This is a genomic window from Leptospira sanjuanensis (assembly GCF_022267375.1).
Classification (GTDB): domain Bacteria; phylum Spirochaetota; class Leptospiria; order Leptospirales; family Leptospiraceae; genus Leptospira; species Leptospira sanjuanensis.
In genome coordinates, this window is record NZ_JAIZBH010000001.1 from 3352834 (window position 1) to 3378752 (window position 25919).

22 protein-coding genes are annotated in these 25919 nt (G+C 45.8%); 17 read left to right on the plus strand and 5 right to left on the minus strand.

Annotated features, from left to right (window positions below; all coding sequences use genetic code 11):
* The first annotated feature begins 754 nt into the window (after positions 1–754).
* Together LFX17_RS15145 and LFX17_RS15150 are read left to right on the plus strand one after the other, a co-directional pair.
* Positions 755–1954, plus strand: coding sequence for a M23 family metallopeptidase (locus LFX17_RS15145; RefSeq protein ID WP_238730951.1), 1200 nt, complete (start codon positions 755–757; stop codon positions 1952–1954).
* On the plus strand, positions 1951–2439 hold the full coding sequence (locus LFX17_RS15150) for a GyrI-like domain-containing protein (protein WP_238747236.1): 489 nt from the start codon (positions 1951–1953) through the stop codon (positions 2437–2439). Before LFX17_RS15145 ends, LFX17_RS15150 begins: the two co-directional genes overlap by 4 nt.
* 158 nt (positions 2440–2597) lie before the next feature.
* Here the strand turns inward: LFX17_RS15150 and LFX17_RS15155 are convergent, their stop codons facing one another.
* Positions 2598–3245 carry an NAD(P)H-dependent oxidoreductase gene (locus LFX17_RS15155; RefSeq protein ID WP_238730953.1) on the minus strand — a complete coding sequence of 216 codons (648 nt, stop codon included), beginning with the start codon at positions 3243–3245 and terminating at the stop codon, positions 2598–2600.
* Positions 3246–3354: 109 nt separating this feature from the next.
* Positions 3355–3798, minus strand: a complete 444-nt coding sequence (locus tag LFX17_RS15160) for an Rrf2 family transcriptional regulator (RefSeq protein ID WP_238730954.1) — start codon at positions 3796–3798, stop codon at positions 3355–3357.
* Positions 3799–4239: 441 nt separating this feature from the next.
* Here LFX17_RS15160 and ppk1 point away from each other — a divergent pair, with 441 nt between their 5' ends.
* The 9 genes from ppk1 (at position 4240) to LFX17_RS15205 (ending at position 17524) form a co-directional block, all read left to right on the plus strand.
* Positions 4240–6378 (plus strand): polyphosphate kinase 1, encoded by a 2139-nt coding sequence (gene ppk1, locus LFX17_RS15165; RefSeq protein ID WP_238730955.1) that lies wholly within the window; start codon positions 4240–4242, stop codon positions 6376–6378.
* A 12-nt stretch (positions 6379–6390) separates the two neighbouring features.
* Positions 6391–7809 (plus strand): FAD-binding oxidoreductase, encoded by a 1419-nt coding sequence (locus LFX17_RS15170; RefSeq protein WP_238730956.1) that lies wholly within the window; start codon positions 6391–6393, stop codon positions 7807–7809.
* The gene (locus tag LFX17_RS15175; RefSeq protein WP_238730957.1) at positions 7809–9392 is read left to right on the plus strand and encodes a bifunctional GNAT family N-acetyltransferase/carbon-nitrogen hydrolase family protein; all 1584 of its coding nucleotides are present in this window, start codon (positions 7809–7811) and stop codon (positions 9390–9392) included. The genes LFX17_RS15170 and LFX17_RS15175 overlap by 1 nt, the downstream gene beginning before the upstream one ends.
* A complete protein-coding gene (locus LFX17_RS15180; RefSeq protein ID WP_238730958.1) occupies positions 9374–9736 on the plus strand; it encodes a transmembrane 220 family protein in 363 nt (120 codons plus the stop codon). The genes LFX17_RS15175 and LFX17_RS15180 overlap by 19 nt, the downstream gene beginning before the upstream one ends.
* Positions 9717–10346, plus strand: coding sequence for a hypothetical protein (locus LFX17_RS15185; RefSeq protein ID WP_238730959.1), 630 nt, complete (start codon positions 9717–9719; stop codon positions 10344–10346). The genes LFX17_RS15180 and LFX17_RS15185 overlap by 20 nt, the downstream gene beginning before the upstream one ends.
* 240 nt (positions 10347–10586) lie before the next feature.
* A complete protein-coding gene (locus tag LFX17_RS15190; protein ID WP_238747238.1) occupies positions 10587–13070 on the plus strand; it encodes a TonB-dependent receptor family protein in 2484 nt (827 codons plus the stop codon).
* A gap of 355 nt (positions 13071–13425) precedes the next feature.
* Complete coding sequence (locus LFX17_RS15195) at positions 13426–14739, plus strand: imelysin family protein (RefSeq protein WP_238747240.1); 1314 nt, start codon at positions 13426–13428, stop codon at positions 14737–14739.
* 35 nt (positions 14740–14774) lie between these two features.
* Positions 14775–16298, plus strand: a complete 1524-nt coding sequence (locus tag LFX17_RS15200) for a di-heme oxidoreductase family protein (RefSeq protein ID WP_238747242.1) — start codon at positions 14775–14777, stop codon at positions 16296–16298.
* Positions 16295–17524 (plus strand): imelysin family protein, encoded by a 1230-nt coding sequence (locus LFX17_RS15205; RefSeq protein WP_238747243.1) that lies wholly within the window; start codon positions 16295–16297, stop codon positions 17522–17524. Before LFX17_RS15200 ends, LFX17_RS15205 begins: the two co-directional genes overlap by 4 nt.
* A 65-nt stretch (positions 17525–17589) precedes the next feature.
* Here LFX17_RS15205 and LFX17_RS15210 read toward each other — a convergent pair whose 3' ends face one another.
* A complete protein-coding gene (locus LFX17_RS15210) occupies positions 17590–18678 on the minus strand; it encodes a WD40/YVTN/BNR-like repeat-containing protein (RefSeq protein ID WP_238747810.1) in 1089 nt (362 codons plus the stop codon).
* Between the two features lie 307 nt (positions 18679–18985).
* On the opposite strand from LFX17_RS15210, the gene LFX17_RS15215 reads away from it, so the two are divergent.
* The 6 genes from LFX17_RS15215 (at position 18986) to LFX17_RS15240 (ending at position 24232) form a co-directional block, all read left to right on the plus strand.
* Positions 18986–19534, plus strand: a complete 549-nt coding sequence (locus LFX17_RS15215) for a hypothetical protein (RefSeq protein WP_238747244.1) — start codon at positions 18986–18988, stop codon at positions 19532–19534.
* Positions 19535–19700: 166 nt separating this feature from the next.
* Positions 19701–20123, plus strand: coding sequence for an MAPEG family protein (locus LFX17_RS15220; protein WP_238747245.1), 423 nt, complete (start codon positions 19701–19703; stop codon positions 20121–20123).
* Between the two features lie 70 nt (positions 20124–20193).
* On the plus strand, positions 20194–20643 hold the full coding sequence (locus LFX17_RS15225; RefSeq protein WP_238747246.1) for a hypothetical protein: 450 nt from the start codon (positions 20194–20196) through the stop codon (positions 20641–20643).
* The gene (locus LFX17_RS15230) at positions 20627–21058 is read left to right on the plus strand and encodes a PRC-barrel domain-containing protein (protein WP_238730967.1); all 432 of its coding nucleotides are present in this window, start codon (positions 20627–20629) and stop codon (positions 21056–21058) included. The genes LFX17_RS15225 and LFX17_RS15230 overlap by 17 nt, the downstream gene beginning before the upstream one ends.
* A gap of 57 nt (positions 21059–21115) precedes the next feature.
* Entirely contained in the window at positions 21116–21832 is a 717-nt protein-coding gene (locus LFX17_RS15235; RefSeq protein ID WP_118955070.1) for a phosphate signaling complex PhoU family protein, read from the plus strand.
* Between the two features lie 174 nt (positions 21833–22006).
* Complete coding sequence (locus LFX17_RS15240) at positions 22007–24232, plus strand: WGR domain-containing protein (protein ID WP_238747247.1); 2226 nt, start codon at positions 22007–22009, stop codon at positions 24230–24232.
* 134 nt (positions 24233–24366) lie between these two features.
* Here LFX17_RS15240 and LFX17_RS15245 read toward each other — a convergent pair whose 3' ends face one another.
* Together LFX17_RS15245 and LFX17_RS15250 are read right to left on the minus strand one after the other, a co-directional pair.
* Positions 24367–25176, minus strand: coding sequence for a prohibitin family protein (locus LFX17_RS15245; protein ID WP_238730969.1), 810 nt, complete (start codon positions 25174–25176; stop codon positions 24367–24369).
* Between the two features lie 23 nt (positions 25177–25199).
* Positions 25200–25628: an FxLYD domain-containing protein gene (locus tag LFX17_RS15250; protein ID WP_238747248.1), complete on the minus strand. Its 429-nt coding sequence runs from the start codon at positions 25626–25628 to the stop codon at positions 25200–25202.
* Positions 25629–25919: the final 291 nt, after the last annotated feature.

Consider the following 25919-nt stretch of genomic DNA (forward strand, 5'->3'; position numbering starts at 1 on the left):
GTCCTGTAGCAATGTTCGTAATACCAGTTTATTCATATTTGCTTATCATTCAAAAGGAATACAAATTTCTATTGCTGAGTCTCTCAGTTACGATCATTCAATTGTTTTATGTTATAACTTATGGGGATGCCAATTCTATCCATGACAGATTTGGATTTTCTTTGAAAGAATTTAGTCAGACATTCTATCTAAGAACGTTAATAAATCCGTTTATAGGTGAAATAAATGACACCCATTCAATTCTCAATTTGATTGGAATATTTAACGTAGCCAAAGGAAAGAACTTCATTTTCTTACTTCTCCTTTGTTTCTTTTTATACATAATAAAACGAAAGAATCTTCCTTCGGCCGCTTTGATAGTCGGATGTGTATTGGTTTCATTCCTCACATATTCCACAACTTTAAACCCTAAGATCCAAGGACTCCTTTTAGGATCAGGGCGATATTTTTATCTTCCGAATACAATGCTTTCAATCAGTTTTTTATTATTCGCTTTTCAGGAGAAAGAATTAAAAAATTCAAAATTTTTAATATACTCCTTACCATTGCTTCTACTAATATACTCCTCAGGTCTTGAATACTTCCGCACCTCACCGTATTGTTCAGATTGCGCAAATTGGAAAACAGAAGTTCGAGAAAATTTCAAAACAAATCAGCAAATTGAAATATGGCCGAAAGGATGGATTATAAACTTTAGAAAACCGTAAAATCCTGATTTACGGATTAATCGGATTCCCGAAATGATGAAATTGATATGCGAAGTCTCGCCTTTGTCCTATTTTTTTCGTTTTTCTCGATTTGGAACTTATCTGCACAACCGGGAGATTTAAAAGGAGAATGCAAACCGAAGGATTGGATCTGCGTTCTCACCCGAACTACAAACAACACAGTAGAGTTCTACGTTCAAAACAAAACTCCTTCGGGAGAATATCCGTTTACGGTTTATTTCAACTTCACGACCCTTGAGAATTTCGAATCGGACGTTGCGCTCCCGTTTCACTTCGTTTCCAAGGGAACCCCGGAACCGAAAAAAATTCTTACGTTGAGTCCCATCGACGCACATAAGGAATTTGCTTACAACTCTAGTATCTATATTAAAGCCGGAGATATATACGCTCCGATGTCAAAGAAGATAATCTACCGATTGCCTTTCGAATCCGTCTCCAGGGTCGGACAAGGATATAACGGAAAGTCTACTCATTCCGGCGAATTTCCTTTCGCACTGGATTTTTCCCTTCCCGAAGGGAGTTCCATCCTTGCCGCAAGAGATGGTCTTATTATCTCAGTCGAAGACAAGTATAAAGAAAGAGGAACCACGGCATATTTTCAGGACAAAGCCAACTATATTCGAATTCTTCATAAAGATGGAAGCGTAGCCGAATACGGTCATTTGAAATATAAAGGCGTTTTAGTAAAAGTAGGACAGATTGTTCAAAAAGGAGAAAAGATAGGACTTTCGGGTAATACAGGTTTTAGTAGTGCACCTCACCTTCATTTTCACGTTCTTAAACCTACAGAAAAATTTCAACGTCTAGTATCATTTCCGACTTCCTTCGAAACCGATGAGGGTGTTTTAGACGAGCTAAAACGCGGGTTCGTTTATTGGAATCCCTCCAACCTTTTACCGGCGGGAAAACTTTTCTTCGAGGAAGATCTCAAAATCTGCTCGGAGTTCGTACAGAAAAAACTTTTCGACTGCGAGGATAAATTCAACCCTCAGAAAAGACCGATTCTCGCTTTGGAAGTGCGAAAACCCGGAAAATACGATTTAAAAGTGGAAGTCTGCAATCCGGATTCGATCTGTAAAAGACTTGATTGGAACTTGACCCCAGAACAGATTATAGCCGTTTTTTATTTCGATTGGAGTCTTTTTCCGCAACAACCGGGAAAGTATAAAATCCAAGTCATCAACGATATCGAAATCATCAAAACCTGGGTCGTTGAACGAGAATGAATTTTAGAATCGAGACTCTGACTCCGAAGTTACTGGTCGGAAACCGAATGACCATGTCCCTTCTGGAAAATAAAACGGGAGAACTTTGGCGTAACTTCATGCCGAGAAGAAGAGAGATCACGAACAGTGTCGCAACGGAACTGTACTCGATGCAGATCTATGATGCTTCTTATTTTCAAAATTTCAATCCGGGCACAAGCTTTGAAAAATGGGCGACGATCGAAGTCGACGATTTCAATTCGGTTCCGTCGGAGATGGAAACGACGATCCTGCCCGGAGGACTTTACGCGGTCTTTTTGCATAAAGGTTCGTCGAACGAAGGGCCGAAGGTTTTTCAATACATCTTCGGAACTTGGCTGCCGAACTCGGAATACGTTTTAGATCATAGACCTCATTTCGAAAAATTGGGAGAGAAATACAAAAACGAGGATCCGAATTCGGAAGAAGAATTTTGGATTCCGATCAGGCAAAAATCACAAGCCTGATCGAAACCCTTCGCGCGTTTTGATGCAGGCGTTTGGAGCCTTCAAACACCTTGATTTTTCCGATGTTCGATCGGTCCAAAAATCGTTTCCTAAAAACCGCATTCTATTTTTTGCCGATTCAGGAAAAACTCGATTCGATTTTTCTAAAACGAAATCTTTCAGATAACTTCGGCTGAAGAATACTCGATCACGAAATCTTCTTTCGCCTTACGAACCTTAGGTGCATTTACGAGCCTGTCGTTCTCCGCATCGCGATAACCGAGCGTTAAAATGGACGTGGATCTCAGTCCTTTTTCCTTCAAATGAAGCAATTCGTCGAGCGCGGCGGGATTAAACCCTTCCATGGGAGTAGCATCCACTCCTTCCACCGCGGCGGCTACGATTCCCGTTCCAAAGCCGATGTAGGTCTGTTTCGCCGCCCAGTTAAAACTAGACTCGGGTGTTTGCGATTTCAGCCAGCCAAGCATAGAATTTTGAAAGCCTTGCAGAGATTCGACGGAAGTGTTTCTCGTTCTTGCGATCAGTTCGATATAATCTTTGATCCTGCTTTCAGTGACTTGGTCCCACGCGGCAAAGATAAGTATATGAGAGGATTCTAATATTTGAGGTTGATTGTTGGCGATGGGATGAATTTTGCGTTTTAATTCTTCGTCTTCAACTACCAGAACCTGATAAGGTTGTAATCCGAAACCGGACGCGGTCAAGCGCACCGATTCTAAGATTCGATCCACTTTTTCTTGAGGAACCTTCTGACCCGTCATTCTTTTGGTCGCGTATCTCCAGTTGAGTTTTTCCAATAAATCCATCGTTTTCTCCTTAAATTTAAATCCGGTTTTCCGGAAGATTAAAATGTTATCTTGTTATTAACACTTTAACAAGTTAGACCCGAAAAAAGAAAAGGAGAAAACAAAACAATCAAAGGGAAAGAGACATTTTTTTTTGGCATTCGCCCCGGACCTGCATCATCACGTCCTCTAGGGAGAATTCTCCCAATTTGGCTTCCAGGGCGGCTTGAGCCTGGGCGAACATACATTCAAGTGTCGGGAGAATTCCCATTCCCACCGAGCAATCCTGTTTCGGGTGATCGTGAACGTTGAAAAGGCATTCGGAGGCCTCGATGGCGCGATAAATGTCGGAAAGTCGGATCTCCGATGCGGGTTTGGTAAGAGAGGCGCCGGGAACCCCTTGTCTTGTATAGACTAATCCGGCCTTTCTCAATTTCCCGATCAGGGTTCTTACGATCGCCGGGTTTGTTCCGACCGATTCTGCGATGGTGTCGGAGGTTGTGTCCTTCCCTTTTCCATCTTCCAGAAACGTTAGAATGTGAATTGCGACGGCGTAACGACTAGGAATAGCCAAGATTTTGATCCTTTACACAGTATTCATTGGGTTAGACAGCGCCCTGCCAAGAAGAATTCGGGTTTTTCTCGGGAATATTATCGGTTTTCATTCGGGTTTTTCTCTTTTTAAAAAGTGGGAACTCCTTCTTAAGGAGTTGGAAATTCTCCGTAGTTCCAATCGGTGTGGGAACTCCCGCTTTTCATCCGGAGGCTTCCCGTTTGCTGACAAAAAAGTGTGGGAACTCCTGCACTTTCGGAAGTGCACTGAAAAATACCCAAACACCATTCTTCCTTTCGTCCAAAAACTAGGAGGGAATCACAAACCTGTCATCAAAATCCCCCTTAGAATCATTGACTCCCGATAAAGCAGGTTTAAACAGGAATAGAATCCACCGACAACTCCCAAGCGGATTTTGAATCCGGGGAATCTGAGGATCTTCCAGAATTTTAGGATATATACGTGTCGAAACCAAGAGTACAAGAACAATCCCCGACGACGTCGGGACAAAACGGATCTTCCAACGGGAATCTAACGGAAATTCATCTGAATAATCCGAATATATTTTTCGACCGGGAACTTTCCTGGATCGATTTCAACCGACGCGTATTGGAAGAAGCGAATGATCCCGAAAATCCTCTGTTGGAACGTTTGAAATTCTTGAGCATCACCGAAACGAACCTCGACGAATTTTATATGGTTCGCGTCGCCGGACTACGCAACCTCGTTAAGGAAGGAAACGACGAAAGAAGTTTGAACGGAGACAGCGCCTCCGAAATCCTTTCCGACTTATCAGACAAGGTCCGTGCATTCGTACGCGAAGAATACGAAACGTTCTCCAAAACATTAGAAGAATTGAAAGTAGCCGGAATTCATCTGATTCTCAATCCGGAAGAATTGACGATAGACGAAATCAAACAAATTCAATCCTATTACAAAGAGGACGTTTCTCCGATCCTAACACCTCTCGCGATCGACACCGCACACCCGTTCCCTCATATCCTCAACAAGTCGTTGAACCTCGCGATGGTGCTGAGCACCGAAGACGAAAAGACCGGCGGAAAAAAAGATTTATTCGCGGTCGTTCAAGTGCCTTCCGTTCTCCCTCGATTTTTACAGCTCAAAGGAAAGGGAGAAGAAAGAAGATTCTTTCCTTTGGAAGAGATCATCAAACTGCACGTAGACGATCTTTTTTACGGAATGACCGTTAAGGAAATCTATCCCTTCCGAATCATCCGAGACGCGGACATTTCCATCGACGAGGAAAAATCCGTAAAGGATCTTCTCATCACGATGAAGGACGAACTCCGCAACCGAATCTGGGGCGACGCGGTTCGTATGGACATTCATCAAGGAACTTCTCCGTTCATCAAAAACACTCTGCGCGAACTGCTCGAACTTCAGGATCACGAAGTGTTCGACGTCGCTTCGATTTTGAACATCAGCGACGCGATGTTCTTTTACGGACTCGATCATACTTCCAAGCTCAAATATCCGTTCTTTCAACAGAAAATGACGTTGAAGTTCGATACGCCCGAAAAGATTTTCGAAGCGATCAAAAAGAAGGACCGACTTCTGCATCATCCGTATCAATCCTTTTCGGCGATCGAAGATCTGCTTCGGATTTCATCCGAAGATCCGAAGGTTCTCGGAATCAAGATGACCTTGTATCGCACGAGCGGGGATTCTCCGATCATTCAATATCTCGGACAGGCGGCGGAGAACGGAAAACAAGTGACCGTTCTCGTGGAACTCAAGGCCCGTTTCGACGAGGAAAGAAACATCAAGTGGGCGCAGAAACTCGAAGCGAGGGGCGTTCACGTCGTTTACGGCGTTGTCGGTTTAAAAATCCACTGCAAGATGCTTTTAGTGGTCCGCAAAGAGGACGATCACATGGTGCGTTATGTGCATCTTGGAACCGGAAACTACAACTCGACCACTTCCAAATATTACACCGACCTCAGTTTTTTTACGGTCAACAAACAGATCACCGAAGACGTCGCGACGATCTTCAACACGATCACGAGTTACGCAAAGATGCCGACTCTGAATCTTCTGTCCGCTTCTCCGCATAACCTAAAATCGACTTTCATGACTTTGATCGACAAGGAAAGGGAGAATGCCCTCGCGGGAAAACCGGCCCGGATCATCTTCAAAATGAACTCCCTCGTGGACCCGCATATTATTCTTTCCTTATATAAGGCGAGCCAGGCCGGCGTCAAAGTCGACTTGATCATCCGGGGAATTTGTTGTCTCAAACCGGGACTTAAAGGAATCTCCGAAAACATCACCGTTCTTTCGATCGTCGGAAGATTTTTGGAACACACGAGAATCTACTACTTCCACTCCGGAGGAGCTGAATCCGTTTTTCTCGCGTCCGCGGATTGTATGCCTAGAAACTTTGAAAGAAGGATCGAGGTTTTATTTCCGATCATCGAAGGCAAGAATAAGGAGAGAATCAAAAAGATTCTCGACGTCCAACTCCGGGACAACGTAAAAGCGAGATTCCTGCATCACGACGGACATTATAAAAAAAGAATATTACAAAAAGACGAAAAACCCGTCGACTCCCAAATCGAAAGAATGAGTTTCGCGGATTAAAAATTTTAATATATGACTACGACTTCGACAATCAATAAAACAGAACTCAAATCCCTGATCGGAACCGGAAAAATCTTTTTTAAAAACGATCCCGACTTCGACGAAGCGACCTTTCTTTCCTTTGGAACGGATAGAACCAAAGTTTACAAACCGGACTTCGACATTCTCGCGTTTCCGACGACCACCGAAGAAGTTGCAAAAATCGTAAAATACGCATACGACAACGATATCGCGATCGTTCCTTCCGGCGGACGCACGGGTTACGCGGGCGGAGCGATCGCAAAGAACGGAGAATTAGTTCTTTCGCTTGCGAAGATGGACAAGGTTGTCGACTTCGATCCGTTTTTCGGAAGCATCAAGGTTCAAGCCGGAATGATCACCAAAAATCTCCATAAGGAAGTCGAGGAAAGAGAATTCTATTTTCCAGTGGACTTCGCGGCTACCGGCTCCTCTCATATCGGGGGAAACATCGCGACGAACGCGGGCGGCGTAAGAGTCGTTCACTACGGTTTGATTCGCCAGTGGGTTTTAGGTCTTACGGTCGTAACGGGAACCGGTGAAATTTTAGAATTCAACGGAGAGGTTCTCAAAAACAATACGGGCTACGATCTCAAACAACTTTTTATCGGTTCGGAAGGAACGTTAGGCGTCATTACGGAGGCAACCCTCAAACTGACGACAAAACCTTTGGACAACCGGGTTCTGCTCGTATCCGTTCCCGACTTTTCCTCCATTCTTTCCTTGTTCAAGGAAACACATCGGGTCAAAGTTCCTTTGCTCGCTTTCGAATTCTTCACCGAATATTGTCTCGGAAAAGTGAAAGCGCACCTCGGAGTTCCCGACCCGTTTCAGGCTCCGAGTCCGTATTACGTTTTGATGGAATTCGAAATCGCGGAAGAATCGGACGAGGAAAAACTGTTCGGCTTTTTGGAAACGATCACCGAAAAAGGTCTGATCAGCGACGGAAGCCTCGCGCAAAATTCAAGACAATCCGAAACATTTTGGAAATACAGAGAAGGAATCAGCGAAAGTATTTCGATCGAGTACACGGTCCACAAAAACGACATATCCCTTCCTCTACGGAATATGGAACCGTTTCTCGTAGACATGGAAGCGCTGTTAAACGGCAAATATCCGGGTTTCGAAATCGCGCTCTTCGGGCATATCGGAGACGGAAATCTTCACCTAAACATCGTTAAACCGAAGGATCTTCCCAACGAAGAATTCTTCAAAAAGTGCAAGGACGTCGATCCCGACATGTTCCGTTTATTACAAAAATATCATGGATCGATCAGCGCCGAACACGGAATCGGACTTTTGAAAAAAGACTTTCTCCACTTTTCAAGAACCCAAGCCGAAATTCTTCTAATGAAGGAGATCAAAAAATCCATGGACCCTAAAAACATCATGAACCCGGGCAAATTGTTCTGATGATTTCGACCAACGGGTCCGGCGGAAAAAAGCCGAGTAAAAAAAAGAAGAAAATACAATCCGATCACCGGATTGTTATGCGAAGTCTTACTCTGGACGATTACGCGGACGTTAAAGAGATCATGGACATCGTTTTTCCGGAATTCGACGGTGCTTGGAAGAAGAATCAGTTCGAATCTCAAATCACGAAATTTCCGGAAGGTCAGATCTGTATCGAAGACAACGGAAAGGTCGTGGGCGCGGCGATCAGTCAGATCATCAAGTGGTCCGATTACGGAGACAATCATACCTACGAGGAGATCGTCGGAAAGGGCGATCTGAAAAATCATAACGAGAACGGAGACACGCTCTACGGGGTAGACATATTCGTTCACCCTGAATACAGAGGATTGCGTCTCGGTCGAAGATTATACGACGCCCGGAAAGAACTCTGCGAGAAATTGAATCTCAAACGGATCGTGGTCGGCGCGTGGATGCCCGGTTATGAAAACTACGAAGACACGATGACTCCCGCGCAATACATCGAAAAGGTTAGGGACAAAGAAATCTACGATCCGGTTCTTTCCTTTCAACTCGCAAACGGATTCCACGTCCGCAAACTCAAACGCGGATATTTCGGAAATACCAAGGGTTTCAGTTCTTACGCGGTTCTATTAGAATGGTTGAATATTTATTACGAAAAGGAAGAAACTACCCTGATCGGAGGACAAAAAACCGTCGTCCGCGTAGGCGTCGTTCAGATGCAGATGCGTCCCGTAACAGGGATCGAAGAATTGATGCGTCAGGTGGAATTCTTCGTGGATACGGTCGCGGGTTACAACGTCGACTTCGTATTATTCCCCGAATTTTTTAATGCGTCTTTACTTGCCCGCTACAACGACAGAAGCCCTTCCGACGCGATGCGAGCGCTTTCCAGTCATACGGAAAGCATCATCGAAAAGATGGTGGAACTCGCTGTTTCATACAACGTGAACATCATTTCGGGAAGTATGCCCGAATACAGGGATAACACTCTTCACAACGTTTCGTATCTTTGCAGAAGGGACGGAACCTACGAAGAGCAGTACAAACTTCACGTAACTCCGGACGAGGATTTTTATTGGGGCGTCAAGGGCGGCTATAATCTTTCCGTATTCAACACGGACGCGTGCAAGATCGGAATTCTTATCTGTTTCGACGTGGAATTTCCAGAGCTTCCGAGATTCTTAGCCGAACAGGGAATGGACGTTTTGTTCGTTCCGTTTTACACGGACACGAAAAACGGGTACAACCGCGTAAGACATTGTGCGATGGCGAGAGCGATCGAAAACGAATGTTATGTGGTCATCTCCGGATCGGTCGGCGCGCTTCCGTACGTGGAGAACATGGACATTCAATACGCTCAATCCGCCGTATTTACTCCGTCGGATTTCGCCTTTCCGCACGACTGCGTCGCGGCGGAATCCGTTCCAAATACGGAAATGACCTTGATCGCGGATTTGGATCTGGACTTATTAAAAGAACTCCGTAAAAAAGGTTCGGTTCGGAATCTTTCCAACCGAAGAAAAGATCTCTACGAACTCAAATGGATTCACGAATCATGAAAATTTTTTCCATCGTTACGATTTTTATTTGGCTCGTATTTGCGGGGCTTCAGTGGAACGATCCCGATCCGTGGCTTTGGATTCCTTTGTATTTAAGCGTTGCGATCTTATATGCAGGATTTTTAATGTATCCCGAAAAATCGAAACTCTGGCTGAGGACATCCTTGATTCTTTCCGCGCTCTTTTCGGCGGGAACTGTTTTGGCGGCGATGCAGATCGAAAACCTTTCCTTTGACGACGAGGTCACGAGAGAAACGGGGGGTCTGATTTTGTCAGCGATCTGGTCCAGAATTCCCGGCTTTTGGATCCGCAAGAGGGACACGAGTGCAATTTCGAAAGGATGAAATCTTTTCCTATCACAAGAAGAGGAATTTCTATTCCGGCCTGATCTTTCTCGGTTCCGTTTTTTTCGCCGTCATTCTTTTGAGTTTAACCGCATCCGGTCTTTTAAAACTGGAAATTCCGGGTTTGGAAGCGATTCAAAAACTCGTTCTTTACATAAGCAAGGAAATCCGCAAACCGAGCCTGCTCGGAGTTTTCTTTACGACCCTCTTTGGCGGTCTGTTTTTCTTTTATCTTCCGATCGAATTCTTATACATACGCGCCGCATATTCCAAACTTGACGGAAGCGATTTAGTAATTCTGCATATTCTCGGGTTGGCGATATCGTTCACGATCAATTACTTTCTGGGAAGAATCGCGGCCCGCGCTTGTATCAAACTGATCAGTCCGAAAAAATTCTATCGAATGAAGGGTTTCTTAAATCGTTACGGAGTTCTTGCCATCTTCGCATTCAACGCGTTGCCTTTGCCCGCGCCGATCTTGAGCGCCGTGTTAGGCGTGATCCGTTATAAGAAAAAAATTTTTTATCCGGTGTTTATCGCGGGTCAGTCGGCGCAGTGCGTGGCGATTCTTTTCTTTGTTCGTTTCGTATTTACCGGTAAGATTTTTTAGAACGTAGTAGTTCCTACATTCATTTGAAGCAGAAATTCTTTGATGAGTTGGTAAGAAGTAGCAGTTCCAACATTTCTTTTACGAGTCAATTGTCAGGGAAGTGTCATAGCCTTATCATTCCCTAAGTCCTGATTTCCAAAATTTTTTCCGACAGCATAAATGTTTTCTCCGCATTCTCCCTTGACTCTGAATGTCTCCGAAAAAATATTGAGAATCATTTTCAAAATCGAAAATATAAAAATGAAACAAAAATCAATTCTGTCCCTTTCTATCCTGATCTTATTCTTATTTTCTTGGGGAGTTCCCGCACAACCGCAGTCGGAAGAAAATTCAAATCAGCCGACATCCGACAAACAACCTCCGACGCCACAACCCTCGCCTTCTAATTCCAATGGAGAAGACGCGGAAAAGGAAAAATGGGGAAAAGGAACCATCTCGGTAATCGGGAAACGCAAAACCGATCTGAAACGAATCCCCGGTTCTGCAACCGTCATCGAAAAAGAATTCTTAGAACAGACCAAACCCGTCGATTCCATGGAAGTCCTGCGTAGAGTTCCCGGAGCTTCGATCCGTTATCAGGACACAGGACTGATTTTGAACGTCGGATTTCGAGGAGTGAACAACGACCTCGGCCGTAAAGTTCTCATCTTAGAAGACGGAATCTTTACTTCCCTCAATCCGTACTCAGCACCGGAACAATATTATACTCCGAACATCGATCGTATGGAACGAATCGAAGTCGTCAAAGGTTCGGGGGCGATTCTCTTCGGGCCTTCCACCATCGGGGGCGTGATCAACTTCATCACAAAACGTCCTCCGAAAGAACCGGTTCTTTCCGTTTCCGCACAAGGAGGCTCTTACGGTTTTTTCTCTTCTCAAATTTCCTATGGAGGAACGTTCGGAAACACGGGGATCGACATCACTCTCTTGAGAAAACAAGGGAACGGTTTTCGCGAACACCAAGACTTTCGTCTGCACGAACTCTCTTTCAAATCGGTCACCGATCTCAACGAAAAACATACGTTGACTACCAAGTTCTTGGGAACCGTCCAAGACGCGAATATGACGTATCTGGGTTTGACCACCGCTCAACTCTGGAACAATTCTTCCTCCAACTTTGCGGAACAGGACAATCGTCAGCTTCAACGATATTCCGGAGACATAGGTCACGAATGGAAGCTCACCGATCATTCCAAACTCGTCACGAAAGTTTATTCGGCTTATACGGAAAGAAACTGGGCGAGGCAGAATTACGTCCGAAACACTGGCTCGTATTTTACTTCTTATCCGGGAAACGTAATCAAAACGTACGATACGGAACCTTTGGTGAATAGACCGGGAGATACGGTTTACATGTTGGACGGCGTCGGCCATCGAAATCGTACGTATCGTTTCGTCGGCGCGGAATCCCGCTACCAACTCGATTATCAATTTTTAGGAATTAAGAATCAGCTCGACGCCGGTCTTCGGTATCACTATGAAACCGCGGATATCAAATACTTGGACGGGCCGTCTACTCCCGATTATGCGATCTTCGGAAACGGCTTCAACAACCCCGCGACCGGAACCGCTTCTTCCGAATATTCTCTCGCTAAATCCGGAACTCTGAGAGATCACGAAGTCAATCATACGAAATCGATCGCGGGTTTTGCGCAGAACAGTTTCAAATTTTTCGATAAGTTTTCCGTGATCCCCGGCGTTCGATACGAAACGTTCACACAGAACAGAACGATTCTCCGTCAACAAGCGGTGGATCCTGTCACCAACCAACCCGATCCGAATTCTCCCTCTCAAGAAGTGGATAAAGGAAGCAGACACGTCTATCACGTCGTGATCCCCGGTTTGGGTCTGACCTACGACATAAGAAAGGATCTGACTTGGTTTGCGGGAGCGCACAAAGGGTTTTCTCCTCCCCGCTATCAAGATGCGCTGAACAACTCAGGCGTCGTCAATCGAATCGATCCCGAATATTCGTATAATTACGAAACGGGAATCCGCGGAGATATTACGAATTATTTAAACGCCCAAGTCACGTATTTCGATTTGAATTACGTCAATCAGATCATCATCACTTCTTCGACTTCCGGAAACGACTCCGCTTCTTCCGCTAAGAACGGAGGAAGAACTTACAGCCGAGGAGTGGAAACGAACTTCACCTTCGATCCCGCAAAGCTGTTCGACGCCTCCTTTAAACTTCCGATCGATCTGATTTACACCAGGGCCGACGCGAGAATGAACCAATATTCCATCGACGCTTCCAAAGTTACCGCGAATCAATCCCTGCTCGACTTCGTCGTCACGCAGAAAGACAAGAATGGAAACTACGTGCCGTATGTTTCCCGCGATACGGCGACTCTTGCATTGGGATTTGTTCATCCGAAAGGTTTTTATGCAAGGGGAGAATATCAATACTTCTCCGCGCAGTATCACGACGACGCGAACACCCGCACCGTATATTGGGCGGATTCGATCACGGACCCTTTGGGTAAAAAAGTATTACAATATTTGAATATTTCTTCCAATAGTTCGGGCGAAACCGGAGTCATTCCGGCCTACGGCCTGATCAACGCTTCCTTCGGTTACAAACACCCCGTCAAACGCTGGAGCGTTTTCGTTACGGGTAAGAATTTAGCCGACGTTCGATACGTTTCCGGCCGCCTCCCCGAGGGGATTCAAGTCGGGCCGTTTCGCCAAATCAACGTAGGAGTTACCTTTGAACTCTAAGCTTTTTCGGGACCGTATTCGATCGAAATCTGCCGTAAGATTCGGAAGTTGCAGGAGTTCCAACACTGATTTTACGGTAAAACTTTTTGGGAACCGTATGAGTTCCCACATTTTACGAAGAATTCTCCACTTCAGCCGGGGATTTTCCCGGAAAACGTGTGGGAACTCCTCCCAATCCGGAATTTTTCGCGGGAGTTCCCGCAAATTCAACCCAACCCAGAATTTTCGGTTGACGATTTTAATGATATTGAGAATTAGTATCAATATCATAACAACCAGTTCATCGAAAATTCCCCGGTTGTGGGCGATACGCCCTCTTCCGGGCTCTTTTTTCAAAGACATTCAGGAAAATCTTATGAATCTAAAAAAAATCGTTTCTCTCCTCTGCGTTTCCGTTGCGATTCTTTTCTCGAATTGCAAACCCGAAGACAAATCCAACGATACGACAATGTTAACCGGAATCATCGCGTTAGGCGCCGTTCCAACCGCGACCAAAGCGCAGGTCGTCGATCGCTACCTCCAACTCGGATACGAATCCTATGATCAGAGTTATAAAGATGCGGTAACTCTTCAAACCGCGATCAACACCTTCGCTGCGACGACAACTCCCACGGCGGCGGATCACACGAATTTAAAGAATCTTTTTGTAATCGCAAGAGCTTCTTACTTAGTTACGGAAGCGTTCCGATTCTCCTCCGGCCCCGTCGACAACTCCGACGTTTTAGGTTGCGGAAGCAACGCGGACGGATCGGGAACTCAAGAATGCGAAGGACTCATCAACGCATGGCCGTTGGACGAAAGCGCGATCGATAACTTCGTCAACGGCGGCACGGCTGCAACATACGCGAACCTTCTCTTAGCAAACGGAGACGCCGCGGCAAACGGTGGAGCAACGGAAGGTAACGATGAAAAAGCGATCACAGTCGGTTGGCACGCGATCGAATATCTTCTCTGGGGGCAAGATTTGTCCAACGGCGGAGTCAACCAAATCTCCGGTCAACGCGTCGCGAACGATTTCAACGGGGCGGCAGGCGTTCAGTTGAAAAGAAAGACTTACATGAAAGTCGCGATGGACGCAATGGTCGCTCAAATCAAATTGATCCGGGACCAATATTCCAGCGGAAGTGCGTATTCAACTTCTCTAAAGTCCAATCCGGACGCTGCGATCACGAAAATTTTCCAAGGACTCGGAAAGTTCATCGCGGGAGAATGGGGCGGACAAAGACTTACCGGAACCTTCGACGGACAACAAGAAGAGGAACATTCCTGCTTTAGCGATACTACAAAAGCCGACTTCTATTACGACGCTCAAGGAGTGTTGAACGTATGGAACGGTACTTACGAACTGAAAAAAGGTACCGTGGTTTCCAGAGGACCCGGACTCGGAAGTTTATTCGGAACGTTAACCGCTCCTCCGATCGTCGCACAAGCGACCGCTTCCAGAGACGCGTTCTGTTTGAATCTTCCGGAACAAACCTCGGACCCGAACTACACGACTTCCTGTCCATCCGGTTCTTTGACGGGACGTTACGATCAGATCATTCGAAACGTGGACTCCGAATACAACATTCTTTTCAATACTCAGAAGCTGATCGGAGATACTCTGAAAAAAACGATCACCTCCGCGGCAAACGCGGTCGGCGTTTCGATTACGGACTTTTCTATCTAAGCCGAAAAAATAAAATATAAAGATGATGAATGGTTATGAAAAACAAAAATTTAATAAGAAAGGAAGAAGTTTCTTCTTTTCGGGTTTCAATCGTTTCTAAAATAAAAATAGGATTCCTGATCGGAATCCTATTCGGTTTATTCGCGCAGTGTAACAACGGAATCTTCGATCAGAAAAAAAAGAATCACGATCTGGAGATGGCGGCGATCCTATTGTATCTTCAGAACGCGGATCCGGGCGAACAATACTCAGGCGGATTAACCACCACGTTCGATACGACCGTAAACGCATTCGATCTCGTAGCGGCCAATCTGCGCGACGGCGGGAACATCGATTTTCAAGGCGGGAATTCGTTCTTCAATCGTATTTGGGTACAAGGCGGCAACTCCGCATCCGACGGACTCGGCCCGGTCTTCAACAGCACCTCCTGCAACGGTTGTCACGTGAAAGACGGAAGAGGAACTCCGCCCGCAAGCGGAAGCAGTACGTTCGCGACGATGTTGATCCGAGTCAGCAAAAACGGAAAAGATCCGATCACGGGCGGTCCGGTCGGACTCGATAATTACGGTTTGCAGATCAACGACCGCGGAGTCGCGGGCCCGCCCCTCGTACCGGGCGAAGCGACAACGACCGTAACGTTTGCCGAAGAACCCGGAACCTTCCCCGATGGAGAAGCGTATTCTCTAAGAAGACCTACGTTCACAATCTCCGCTTGGAACTTCGGAACTCCTCCCGTCGTAAACCAATCCCCGCGAACTTCTCCCATGATTCCCGGACTCGGACTTTTGGAAGCGATCCCCGAATCCACGATCCGTTCTTTCGCGGATGAAAACGATTCGGACGGAGACGGTATATCAGGAAAACCGAATATTGTCTGGGACGCGAAACTGCAGACAAAAACTCTCGGAAGATTCGGATGGAAAGCGAACGAGCCGAACCTCTTTCAGCAAAACCAAGGCGCGTTTCTCGGAGATATAGGAATCACAAGTCCCCTCTTTCCGAACCAAAACTGCGCGACAACGCAGACGAACTGCGCGGCGTCCACGCCCGGCAATAACGGAACCGCGGAAGGAACGGAGATTTCCACAAGAACGGCGAATCTCGTGACTCTTTATACGAAACTCGTAAGCGTTCCCGGAAGAAGAAACTGGACCCACGCCGATGTCGTTCGCGGGAAAGAAATATTTTCCGAAATCGGATGCAACTCTTGTCATAAACCTTATATCCTCACCGGATACGTGGAAGGGTTCCCCGAAATTTCCTTCCAACACATCAAACCGTATACGGATCTTCTGCTTCACGATATGGGAACGGACTTAGCGGATAACCGCGAAGATTTCGAAGCGACCGGAACCGAATGGAGAACTCCTCCTCTTTGGGGAACGGGACTCGTTCAAAAGGTAAACGGGCACAACAACCTTCTGCACGACGGACGCGCGCGAGGTCATAAGGAAGCGATCCTCTGGCACGGGGGAGAAGCGCTTTCCTCCAGAAATAAATTCAGAAATCTTCCGAAATCGGATCGGGACAAACTGATTCTGTTCCTGGAGTCTTTATGAGAATTTTAGAATATACTGATATTTTCGCGTCAAAAGTCAAACTCGCTCGAAAATTCAAAATTCTTGTCCTTTCTTTATCGATCGTTCTTCCCGGAATCCGTTGCGAAGACCTGGGCAAAATCACCGGCACCGAAACGCTATTGATCGCCTTATTCTCCAATGCAAGCACGGGAGAATTTCTCAACTATACGGCCAATCAAGTCGCGGTGCCGCAGTTCGGCAAACTTTTGGCTGCGGCCAATCAGTTGAAGGCGAGTGCGTTAGCTTACGATTTAGCGCCAAGCACAACGACTCTCGCGGATTTGCAAACCAAGTGGCTCGCCGCACGGAGAATCTTCAAACAAAACGAGATCTTTTACATCAACCGTTCCTACCTTGCATCCAATTACTTTCATCGATTGGACGGTTATATCTTGGGAGAAACGAATCGCCCCGTCGCCAACGATCTGAACACGGCGGCGGGAACTAGTCCGAGTACGAGCACCGTGGATTCGTATCCCTTGACAAGAAAAGGATTTCCCGCATTGGAATACTTCATCTTTGATAACGGTGACGGAGTTCACGACGCGACCGATACGATCGCGAACATCAACACAGCAAATATGGGAAGCGCGGGAAGAAGAGCTTACATCGTATCTCTCGCAAGCGTCATTCAAATGGATGCACAACGTCTCTACAATTCTTGGAACACTGCTTCGGGAAACTTTGCGGGAGAATTAGCGACCGGAACCGGATCGTTCGGCGGAATCAAAGACGCGGTCGATTCGTTTATCAACGGAATCGTTCAATTGGAATACGTGAATCAGGACGTTCGCGTCGGCGTTCCGGCCGGATTGACTTTGACCGGCACGACCCAATTCCCCGCAAAGCTGGAATCGATCTACAGCGATACTTCCTATCAGGATTTGCTTTCTTCCGTGGAAGGTTTCGAACTCGTATATTACGGAAACACGGGCGACAACGACGCGAGATCTCTCAGTTATCTCGTTCAATTTCAAAGCAGCGCGTTGGACGCACGCGTGAAAACGAAGATCGCCGCGCTCAAAGCCGCCATTCAAGGAAGAATCAACGCATCTTCCACGCTTAAAGCTGATCTTACGGGAAATTTAAGTTTTGTGAATACGGAAATCTATCAGAGATTCCGCGATCTCAGAACGACGACCGCGACCGAAATCATCGGAATCTTAGGAGCGAACGCCCTCCCATCCAACGCGGACGGAGACTAAAACTCGAAGCGGGATTCCAAGAAAAGAATCCGAAATAGATTCAAAACTTGGAATATTCCGTTATCCTAAAGAGAATACGGTATACAAGCCATATTCCCGACCGCGTTCGAATACGCGTATGAATGTTTCGCAAGTCCTGGATCAAGCGCGGAGAATGCGCCGAACTCGTTTGCGGAAACGTATAATTTGTTTTGATGAGAAACCGCGATTTTTCCGATAACCGCGTCAAACGTTCCGTCGACACCGGAGATAGCGAACGAAAGAGGAATCAAAGTCCAATTCGCGCCGCCGTCGGTTGTTTTATACAGTTTCGTGAGAGAATAATCCAAACCGTATAGAGCGTAACCGTCGTTCGAGCTCAAAAACTTTACTTTCAAAAAACTTCCGCCGGTCAAGTTATGCGTCACCGTCGTCCAAGTAACCCCGCCGTCCGTCGTTTTTCCCAAAGAGTTCGCGGCGGCCACCCAACCGTTCAAAGAATCCAAAAAGAAAAGTTTGGATCGATACGAAGTCGGAGCGTTTGTCGCATTAAAATTCGCGCCGCCGTCGGTCGAACGATACACGCTCATTTTCGAACCAGAATTCGAAGCGGTGTATAAAATATTCGAAGCGGAAAACATAACAAGATCGTAGACGGCGGTTTGCTGATCGATCGAATACCGAATCCAGGATTCTCCGCCGTCCGTAGTCCGATCCAGAAAATTCTCCGAGCCGTAACTCGCGGTATAAAAAGAGCCTCTTCGAATTCCGTTCAAAGAATCGGCAAACAAAACCGCTCTATAATATCCGGTCAATTTTGGACCGAGATAAATAGGACCGAAATAGGAAGATTCGAATTTCATCGGAGACCAACTCGCTCCCGAGTCCGAAGTTTTATACGTCACGGTTTCACCGTTTGTCGCATACATCGCGGCTTCGGATTGAAACGAATAACCGAACGTATAACCGCCCTTAAGCGGAGAAGCGGGAGTTCGGTTCGAAAAATTAGAACCGTTCACGCTGAACGCGAGCGTCACTTCTTCCTTGGAGTTGGTTTCGTAAGAGGCGGATCGGCTATAAGCGGCGACAATCGAACCGGAGGGAAAGAGTTTGATTTCGTTCGCGGTCACCGGTTGGGGCGGAGCATACGCCGTTTGCGCGCACCAAGTCATCATTAAGAGCTGTGTCTGGTCAAACGCTTCTTCTTTTTTACAACCCGTAGCGAACAGTATAATACCGCACAAAAGAATGAGATAGAACTTCTTATAAGAAGCGGACTTCGATTGCAAACGATCCATTTTCAAATCCTTCCTTTCGTTCTTCCCGACAAAGCTCAAAAAAAGATTCCATCTAAATCGACAGAACTTCACTTAACAATAATATCCGAAAAACGAAGGTTTCAAGCCATATTTTTCTTTTAAAATAAGGACTTTTATGCAAAATCAGATTTAAGACTTTCGAATATACGGCGGACGGATCGATATGAAACGGATTCTTTCTAAAATTCTAATCTATCTCCCGTTGCCTTTTTTTTGTATGAGCCAAGTTCACTACGAAACGATCGACCTTGACGAATTGATCCGCGGCTCTTCGCATATCGTTTTGGTTCGCGTCTCCGATCCTCCTTACTCCGTGCGAAAGGTCAAAATCGATTCCCGTCTTTTAAAGGAACTCGGAATCCAAACCAAACCGAAAAACAAAATCCCCGATTTCGAAAGAAGAATCTATCGTTACGAGGTTTTGGAAACGTATAAAGGAAACGTGGAAACGAAAACGATCGAAGTCCTACCGGCAAACTACGAAGATTCTTTGGAACTTCATATTCTCTATTACGGAATCGGACTTTCCAAATCCCCGATTTATCCCGCCTATCGATCCTCTCTCTCGGAGGAATCCGATCCGGAAAATCAGAATTTTATACTATTCTTAAGCGTTTTCCATCGCACCGGAGAATTCGAAATGAGCGCGATCGGCGGAATCGAATCTGCGGATAAAAAAGAGGAAATCTTAAATAAAATCGAAAAACGCTAAACCGAAAATCGGCTCTGCGAAATCTCTATTCGCAGGCAAACCGCTTTCGCGCCTTCCCGAACACTGGAGATTTACGGAGGAATCGATAGGATCTCTTTAGAAATCGGCTTGCCTTCCGAACGCATACTGATTCCATTCACCGGAAAAACAACCAATGGAGAATGGAATGAATCCTTCAGTCATCGCATTATTGGGTTTTGTCGCTTGGACGCTGATCCTCGGAATTTGGGTCGTAAGCATACGATCGATCAAGGTCTTAATGGGAGAAAAAAAATCGAACGAGTTTCCTTCGGGAATCCAGCACGGAAGCGATTTCTATTGGAGACTCAATCGGGCTCACGTGAATTGTATCGAAAATCTTCCCATATTCGGAGTGTTGGTTTTGATCGGAGTTTTTGCGGGAATGATCGACGAAACGTTCATACTCGTCAGCAAAATCGTTTTAGGAGCAAGAATCGTTCAAACTCTCGCACATCTCAGTTCCGGTTCAGCGCTTGCGGTCAACGTTCGTTTTACGGGATTTATCGTACAATACGGAAGTTTCGCTTGTCTACTCTGGCAGATTCTCCATAAATCCGGCGTCATCTGAAACGCGATGTCGCTTTAAACCGACGCAAAAAGAATTGGATTCTTTAGAATTCCCTAAAATTCTGGAATCAATGATCGTATTTGCGGACAAGGAGAAGGAGCTCAAGGACTCGAAAAGTTTTTGGGCCTGTCTCGGAAGGAACGTAATTTCAAAATCGGGAGAAAACTCGGGAAGACTGATCGACCTTCGTTTTCTCTCCGGAAATCTTTCCGGCATCATAGTACTCAAGGGTTTTCGCAGAGTTTATTTTTCCCGGGAACATCTCAAATCCGATTCCAAAGAAAGACTTCTGCTCAAAATCGATCCGCCGAGCAATCTTTTGGGAAAACGAGTCTACGATAAGAACGCGCGCTTTCTCGGCTCGGTTTCTTCCGTACAAGTCGCTCCTGGAACGGTCAAACTGATCCGCTTCTGGGTTCGGAAATTTCCATTCTCCTCCAAAACGGAATTTTATCCCGAAGACATCGAAACTTCGGTCAAGAATATCATATTAAAAAAAGATCATGCAAAACGAAGATAACATCACTTCGGACGATATTCTCGGGAAGGAAGCTCTCGATCCCGAAGGCCAAGTCCTCGGAGTCGTCGTCAAACTTCACATCGATCGTACGGAAAAAAAGATCACCGGGATTACGATCGATCAGGGTTTCATGAAACCAGATCTGTTTATCGGAATCGATTACGTCAAAACCCTCGGTGTGGACGCGATTCTACTCAACACGATTCCGTTCGAAAAATACAAAGGACTCAAAGTGTTGAACAGCGACGGTTCCGAAAACGGAATCGTGGAGGAAGTGATTTCCAAAAACGGAAAACTCGAATTTATCATCGTAAAAACTTCCCTCAATCCACTTTCCAAAGAACGAAACAAGATCCCCGCTTCCAAGATTCAGGAAATCGGAGACAAGATTTTGCTCAAAAGAAAATCTTCTTGACCAAAGCGGTTTTTTAAGAACGATTCTTTTTACTTAATCTTTTGTTCACGAGTCCTTATGTCCTCCAAGTTCGACTTCCTTCGTAAAAACCTCTACAGCATGGCCGAGCTATGTCTGGAACAGGTGTTGCTGCTGGACGACGCATTGGAACAAGACGACGGAGAACTTGCAAGAAAGCTAATCGACCGGGACGACCTGATCGACAACCTAGAAAAACAAAACGACAACCTTTCCCAGAACGCGATCTTGGAAGCCGTTGCAAACCGCAATTCCATGGGAATGGATCAAGTGGACGGAGAAGTCGTTTTAAAACGGGACCCTCTCCGCTTTGCTCTTTCCGCAATTCGGATCACGAGAAACTTGGAAAGAATGGGAGATCAGATCGTAAACTGCGCCAAATGTTTTCGAAGAGGTCTGATCCCGAAACGTTTCTTCTGCGACGAGGAAATTCTCAACAAACTCTTATCCAGAGTCATTACGATCGTAGGAATGGCGGTGGAATCCTTGGTTGAGGAAAAAAACCGTTTTTACGGAAGCGTTCATTCCGTGGAAGAAGAGATCAACAATCTCTGTCAATCCGCGTTCTTAAAGTTCGTAATGGACCCGAGACTGGATAAGAATCAATTCGCGGACGTTTATCGATTGATTCTTTGTTTGGAACGAACCGGAGACTACGCAGTCAACATCGCGGAAGAGTTGGTTCGTCTCAACACAGGCATGGACATTCGACACGTTTCCGATCCGGTGCAAGCGATCGCAAAAACCGCAAGCTGATCGGTTTCCATTTAGGCGGAGACGCTTTCGGCAATCTAAGAATCTATCGTTCCTTTAAGAATATTCTGGAAATATAATTCACTTCATTTCAGAATATAACCTGCTAAGGCATTTTCAAGCGAATGAGTTATACTGTTTCAGTCACTCTTATCATAAAAAGAATTTGGTTCTATCATGAAAAAACACTTTCTTCATACCGAAAACGGTTCGTCCGTTTTCTGGCAAATCGAAGTCTCCGGTCTTTCTCTGGTTCTTTCCTCCGGTAAAACCGGCTTTGTGGGTAAACGTTCCATCCGCAATTTCAACACGCGAGACCAATGTCTGAAAGAATTTCAAAAACTCATCGATCAAAAAACGAAACTCGGATTCCAAGAGTCGGATCAAATTCCTTCCTTTAAAACTCTGACCGGAAAAGCGAATTATCTCGAAACCTGGAAGTCTATCGTAAACGCCTCCGAACCCAAAGAAGCGCTCCGTTCCCACTTTCAATTCTTAACGGAAACGGAAGAATGCAAAGAACTTCTGGATAAGATCGTTTCCAAGATCGATCAAATCTACATCGAAAACGATCAGTTCGTGTTTACTCTTCCTTGGCATCACGACGAGGAAACCGCCGTTCATATCCGATGGAACGCGCCGTATCTCGGAAATATTCATTCTTCCGTTCCGTATTCTTTAGCGAAGTTCGTTTCCAACTTCAACGGCGTAGGCTTTCATCATGACAACGACGACTTTGCAACGCTTTCCATACAAGGAGTCAGCGCTTACGGAGAAAACAGACCTGCCCGCATCGTCGGAGACGGGGGTTGGGAAGAAGAGATTTTAGAAGAAGGAGACGATTGGTGGATCAATCCCTTGGTCGTCGTGGAAAAAGATTACGGAGACGTTCAAAGTTTCGGAGCATTCGACGAAAGCCAAAATTGGTATGTCTTTCATCCCTTTATCAAAAATAAACTCGGAGAACCCGCGATCGCGAGCGTCTATCACGGATCCTGCGAGATGGAAGGGGAAATCGTCCGTTTCGGAATGGGCGGTTTTATTCTGCGGGAGATCGGTTCCTGGATCTTGAACATCCGAGGATACGATCTCGAAAAAGATCTTTCTCTTTCCGGCGGACCGGTTCTCACGAATAAGTTTCAAGAGTTCATGGCGAAAAAAGCCGTGGCCCTTTCCGAAAATCACCCGATCATCGCCAAACGTTTGTTAGAGTATGATTGGCATTCCCTCTCGTCCTGGATTCATAATACGATTTCCGATTGGGTCAAGTCTCTCCAAAATTCCGTCAAAGAAAATATTCTCGTCATCGATACGTATTGGGACGACGCGGGAGAAATCATCGTTCTCGGTTTCGACTGGCATTCGGGGATCGACTACGACGAAGCGATGTCGGAAGGCGCGAACGAAATCGAATACATTTTAGACTTCACTTCCTTTTATAAGACCGTTTTAGGAACGACCTTTATCGAGGAATTGAACGGAGACGAAGTTATCGGAATCTTAGAGGACGACTACGCGATCACCCGTGACATCTTAGCGTATCTTTCGGTCGAAAATCTGATCTCGATCGTCAACGGAAAAGAGTTTCAAAAACTTCCCCGCGACGAAGAAGGGTTATACGTCGCTTATTCGCATTATCACGACGAGGAAGCGGAAGTCGCTTATCATTCTTCCGAAAAAGAGATTAAAAGCGAGTTTATCAAAAGTCTTTTTTCCGCGGACGAAAAAGGAAAACCGGTCAAGGAGATTTCGGAAAGCGAACAGGAGATTCTCGACGACATCACAGGCGACGTTTTAGAAGATTATCCTTGGGTTTGGAAAAGTTCGATCGAAAAAAGCATCAATCGGCTCGCGGCGAACTTTCAGGAAAACAAGGAACGGTATCAAAGGGAATTCAACAAGATTCTTGAATATAAGGATAAAGCCTCCAGCGACGAGGAGGAAATGACTTTGATGAACCTCGGGATGCAGATGAGTTCCGCCGCATTGAACCGTTTTTTACGCGAAAACAAACCGGACCTCGCGGGATGGGTGCTTCATTGCTACAACGAAATTTATCAGACTCTCGGAATCAGCCGTAATTCCACGTTGAAAGGAAACGAAACCGGAACTTCGTATAACACCGCCGAATACTTTTCCGGCGACATCATCGTCTTTATCGCGAAATACGGCGGAGGAAAATATCTTCCTTTGCTGGAGGATCTTTTGCCTTCGGACATTCAGGACGCGAGACTCGCATTCAATCTCGCGTGTTTGAATTCTCTGGAGAAGAAGAAGGACAATCTTCTGCGTTATACGAAATTGGCGCTCAGTTTAGGAAAACCCAAAAAGGATTTTCAAGACAGCGACTTCGACAACTTTCGAGACGACGCTGAATTCCATTCTTTGGTTGCGCTACACTGAAACAGGAAACCCGCCTAAAAAAATCGCTGCGTGGCGAGGGTTCAACGCGATCCAAGATGATCGGAGAAATTTCTTTCATTTTGGATCGGCTGCGACGAGATCGTTTAAAAAGAATTTTGCGCCGACTGCGATCGTCACTCCTTCGGATTGACCACGATCGGAAGATTGTCTTTTCCTTGCGGAACGAATATCAATTTAGAATTGGGACTTTCAAAAGATTTGTACTGAAGATATTTGGTCGTCAGTTTGTCGTTGATGATCGCCTGAGATTTCGCCTGTGCGTCGGCGCGGATCAACTGTGCCTCCGCATCGGCTCTCGCTTTTTTTTTGGCGATCTCGATATTTTTTTCCGCGATCTCAAGTTCGTATTTCTGTTGTTCGAGTTCCTGTTGTTTGGTCAGCTTCGCCTCGATCGCGTGCAGCATATTCGGTGAATATTCGATGTCGTCCAGAATCACGTCGAACACTTCGATATGTTTTCCTTTGGTCCGTTCCACAACCGCGGTTTTAATGTCGCGGGCCAACACCGCGCTGTTCTTAGAAATCTGAATCATCTGGTGATGCGAAACTACGTTCCGAATGGAAGCGCGGAACTCGGGCTGCACAATACTTCTATAATATTCCGGTCCCACTTCCACGTGAAGCTGATAGATTTCATCGCGGATCGGACGGAGAATGATCACAGCCTGGACGTCTATCTTCAAGTCGTCGTTCGTCAAAACGTCGACCTTCTCCTTATGAGAATCCCATTGCGTGGAATAGGTATAAATATCGTTCCAGGGAAGAAGCCAGTAAAATCCGTTCAACACGGGATCTTTGCTGAGTCCAACGTCCGTGATTCCGAACGGCTTCCAGAATAATCCGATCTGTCCCGGATGAACGGTGGAACCGCAGTTTAAGGTGAAAACCAAAAGTAACGCGAGAAAAAATTGATTCTTGTTCATAAGTAAACTCTTATATCCCTTTTTTAGTTACTGCCTTCGAATTCGATCGTAAAACGTTTGATCAGCTTCATATCCACGAACTTGGCGCTCGCGTAAAAATCCCGTTTGTGTCCGGCAGGCAAACCTTGGATCGCAAACTGACAAGATTCCAAAAGATTGTCTTCCTTATCGTAAATGTTCATCGTAAAGAACGCTTCGGAATAATCCTTGCCGGAAAGGTTTTCGATTTGTCCGTTGATCTCAAGATAGGTGAACTGATCCTGTAATCCGACGTTATAATATTTGAATTTTCCGTCCAAGGTGAATTCTCCCTGCGGTTTGCTCCAGAGAAGAACCGGAACCAATACAAGAAGAAGAACGAGACGGGAGAAAACATCGAAGACGATTCGTTGCGGATTGAGTAAGGAAGTTTTTTTGCCGGATAAGTCGGTGTGATCGGGTTGATGATTCATAAGATACTCGACTTAAAAGCGTATCATTCTATTCAAAAAACGGAAACCGTATTCCGAACCGTTTCCAAATTTTTCCGAATGTTCCGACAAGAATGAGGCTTTTTACTTGCAAAAAATATGATTCTCCGATAACGCTCGCGATCCGTAGAGACCGAGATTGAGTTTTCCCGCCGCCAAAAATCCGGGAAAAACTCAGCACGTCGCTCGCGCCGCAGGGTTCGAAAAATTTTACGACGGAATCGTCGTATCTCCGATATAGTATTTTCCCATAAGAAATTCGCGGGGATTCCC

Excerpts from the sequence above, each read along its gene's own strand:
- LFX17_RS15190 (WP_238747238.1), top strand. The coding sequence starts at position 10,587 with ATGAAACAAAAATCAATTCTGTCCCTTTCTATCCTGATCTTATTCTTA.
- LFX17_RS15180 (WP_238730958.1), top strand. The coding sequence starts at position 9,374 with ATGGATTCACGAATCATGAAAATTTTTTCCATCGTTACGATTTTTATT.
- LFX17_RS15145 (WP_238730951.1), top strand. The coding sequence starts at position 755 with ATGCGAAGTCTCGCCTTTGTCCTATTTTTTTCGTTTTTCTCGATTTGG.
- LFX17_RS15205 (WP_238747243.1), top strand. The coding sequence starts at position 16,295 with ATGAGAATTTTAGAATATACTGATATTTTCGCGTCAAAAGTCAAACTC.
- LFX17_RS15175 (WP_238730957.1), top strand. The coding sequence starts at position 7,809 with ATGATTTCGACCAACGGGTCCGGCGGAAAAAAGCCGAGTAAAAAAAAG.
- LFX17_RS15155 (WP_238730953.1), bottom strand. The coding sequence starts at position 3,245 with ATGGATTTATTGGAAAAACTCAACTGGAGATACGCGACCAAAAGAATG.
- LFX17_RS15240 (WP_238747247.1), top strand. The coding sequence starts at position 22,007 with ATGAAAAAACACTTTCTTCATACCGAAAACGGTTCGTCCGTTTTCTGG.
- LFX17_RS15150 (WP_238747236.1), top strand. The coding sequence starts at position 1,951 with ATGAATTTTAGAATCGAGACTCTGACTCCGAAGTTACTGGTCGGAAAC.
- LFX17_RS15245 (WP_238730969.1), bottom strand. The coding sequence starts at position 25,176 with ATGAACAAGAATCAATTTTTTCTCGCGTTACTTTTGGTTTTCACCTTA.
- LFX17_RS15250 (WP_238747248.1), bottom strand. The coding sequence starts at position 25,628 with ATGAATCATCAACCCGATCACACCGACTTATCCGGCAAAAAAACTTCC.
- LFX17_RS15215 (WP_238747244.1), top strand. The coding sequence starts at position 18,986 with ATGAAACGGATTCTTTCTAAAATTCTAATCTATCTCCCGTTGCCTTTT.
- LFX17_RS15170 (WP_238730956.1), top strand. The coding sequence starts at position 6,391 with ATGACTACGACTTCGACAATCAATAAAACAGAACTCAAATCCCTGATC.
- LFX17_RS15220 (WP_238747245.1), top strand. The coding sequence starts at position 19,701 with ATGAATCCTTCAGTCATCGCATTATTGGGTTTTGTCGCTTGGACGCTG.
- LFX17_RS15210 (WP_238747810.1), bottom strand. The coding sequence starts at position 18,678 with ATGATGACTTGGTGCGCGCAAACGGCGTATGCTCCGCCCCAACCGGTG.
- LFX17_RS15225 (WP_238747246.1), top strand. The coding sequence starts at position 20,194 with ATGATCGTATTTGCGGACAAGGAGAAGGAGCTCAAGGACTCGAAAAGT.
- LFX17_RS15200 (WP_238747242.1), top strand. The coding sequence starts at position 14,775 with ATGAAAAACAAAAATTTAATAAGAAAGGAAGAAGTTTCTTCTTTTCGG.
- LFX17_RS15195 (WP_238747240.1), top strand. The coding sequence starts at position 13,426 with ATGAATCTAAAAAAAATCGTTTCTCTCCTCTGCGTTTCCGTTGCGATT.
- LFX17_RS15235 (WP_118955070.1), top strand. The coding sequence starts at position 21,116 with ATGTCCTCCAAGTTCGACTTCCTTCGTAAAAACCTCTACAGCATGGCC.
- LFX17_RS15230 (WP_238730967.1), top strand. The coding sequence starts at position 20,627 with ATGCAAAACGAAGATAACATCACTTCGGACGATATTCTCGGGAAGGAA.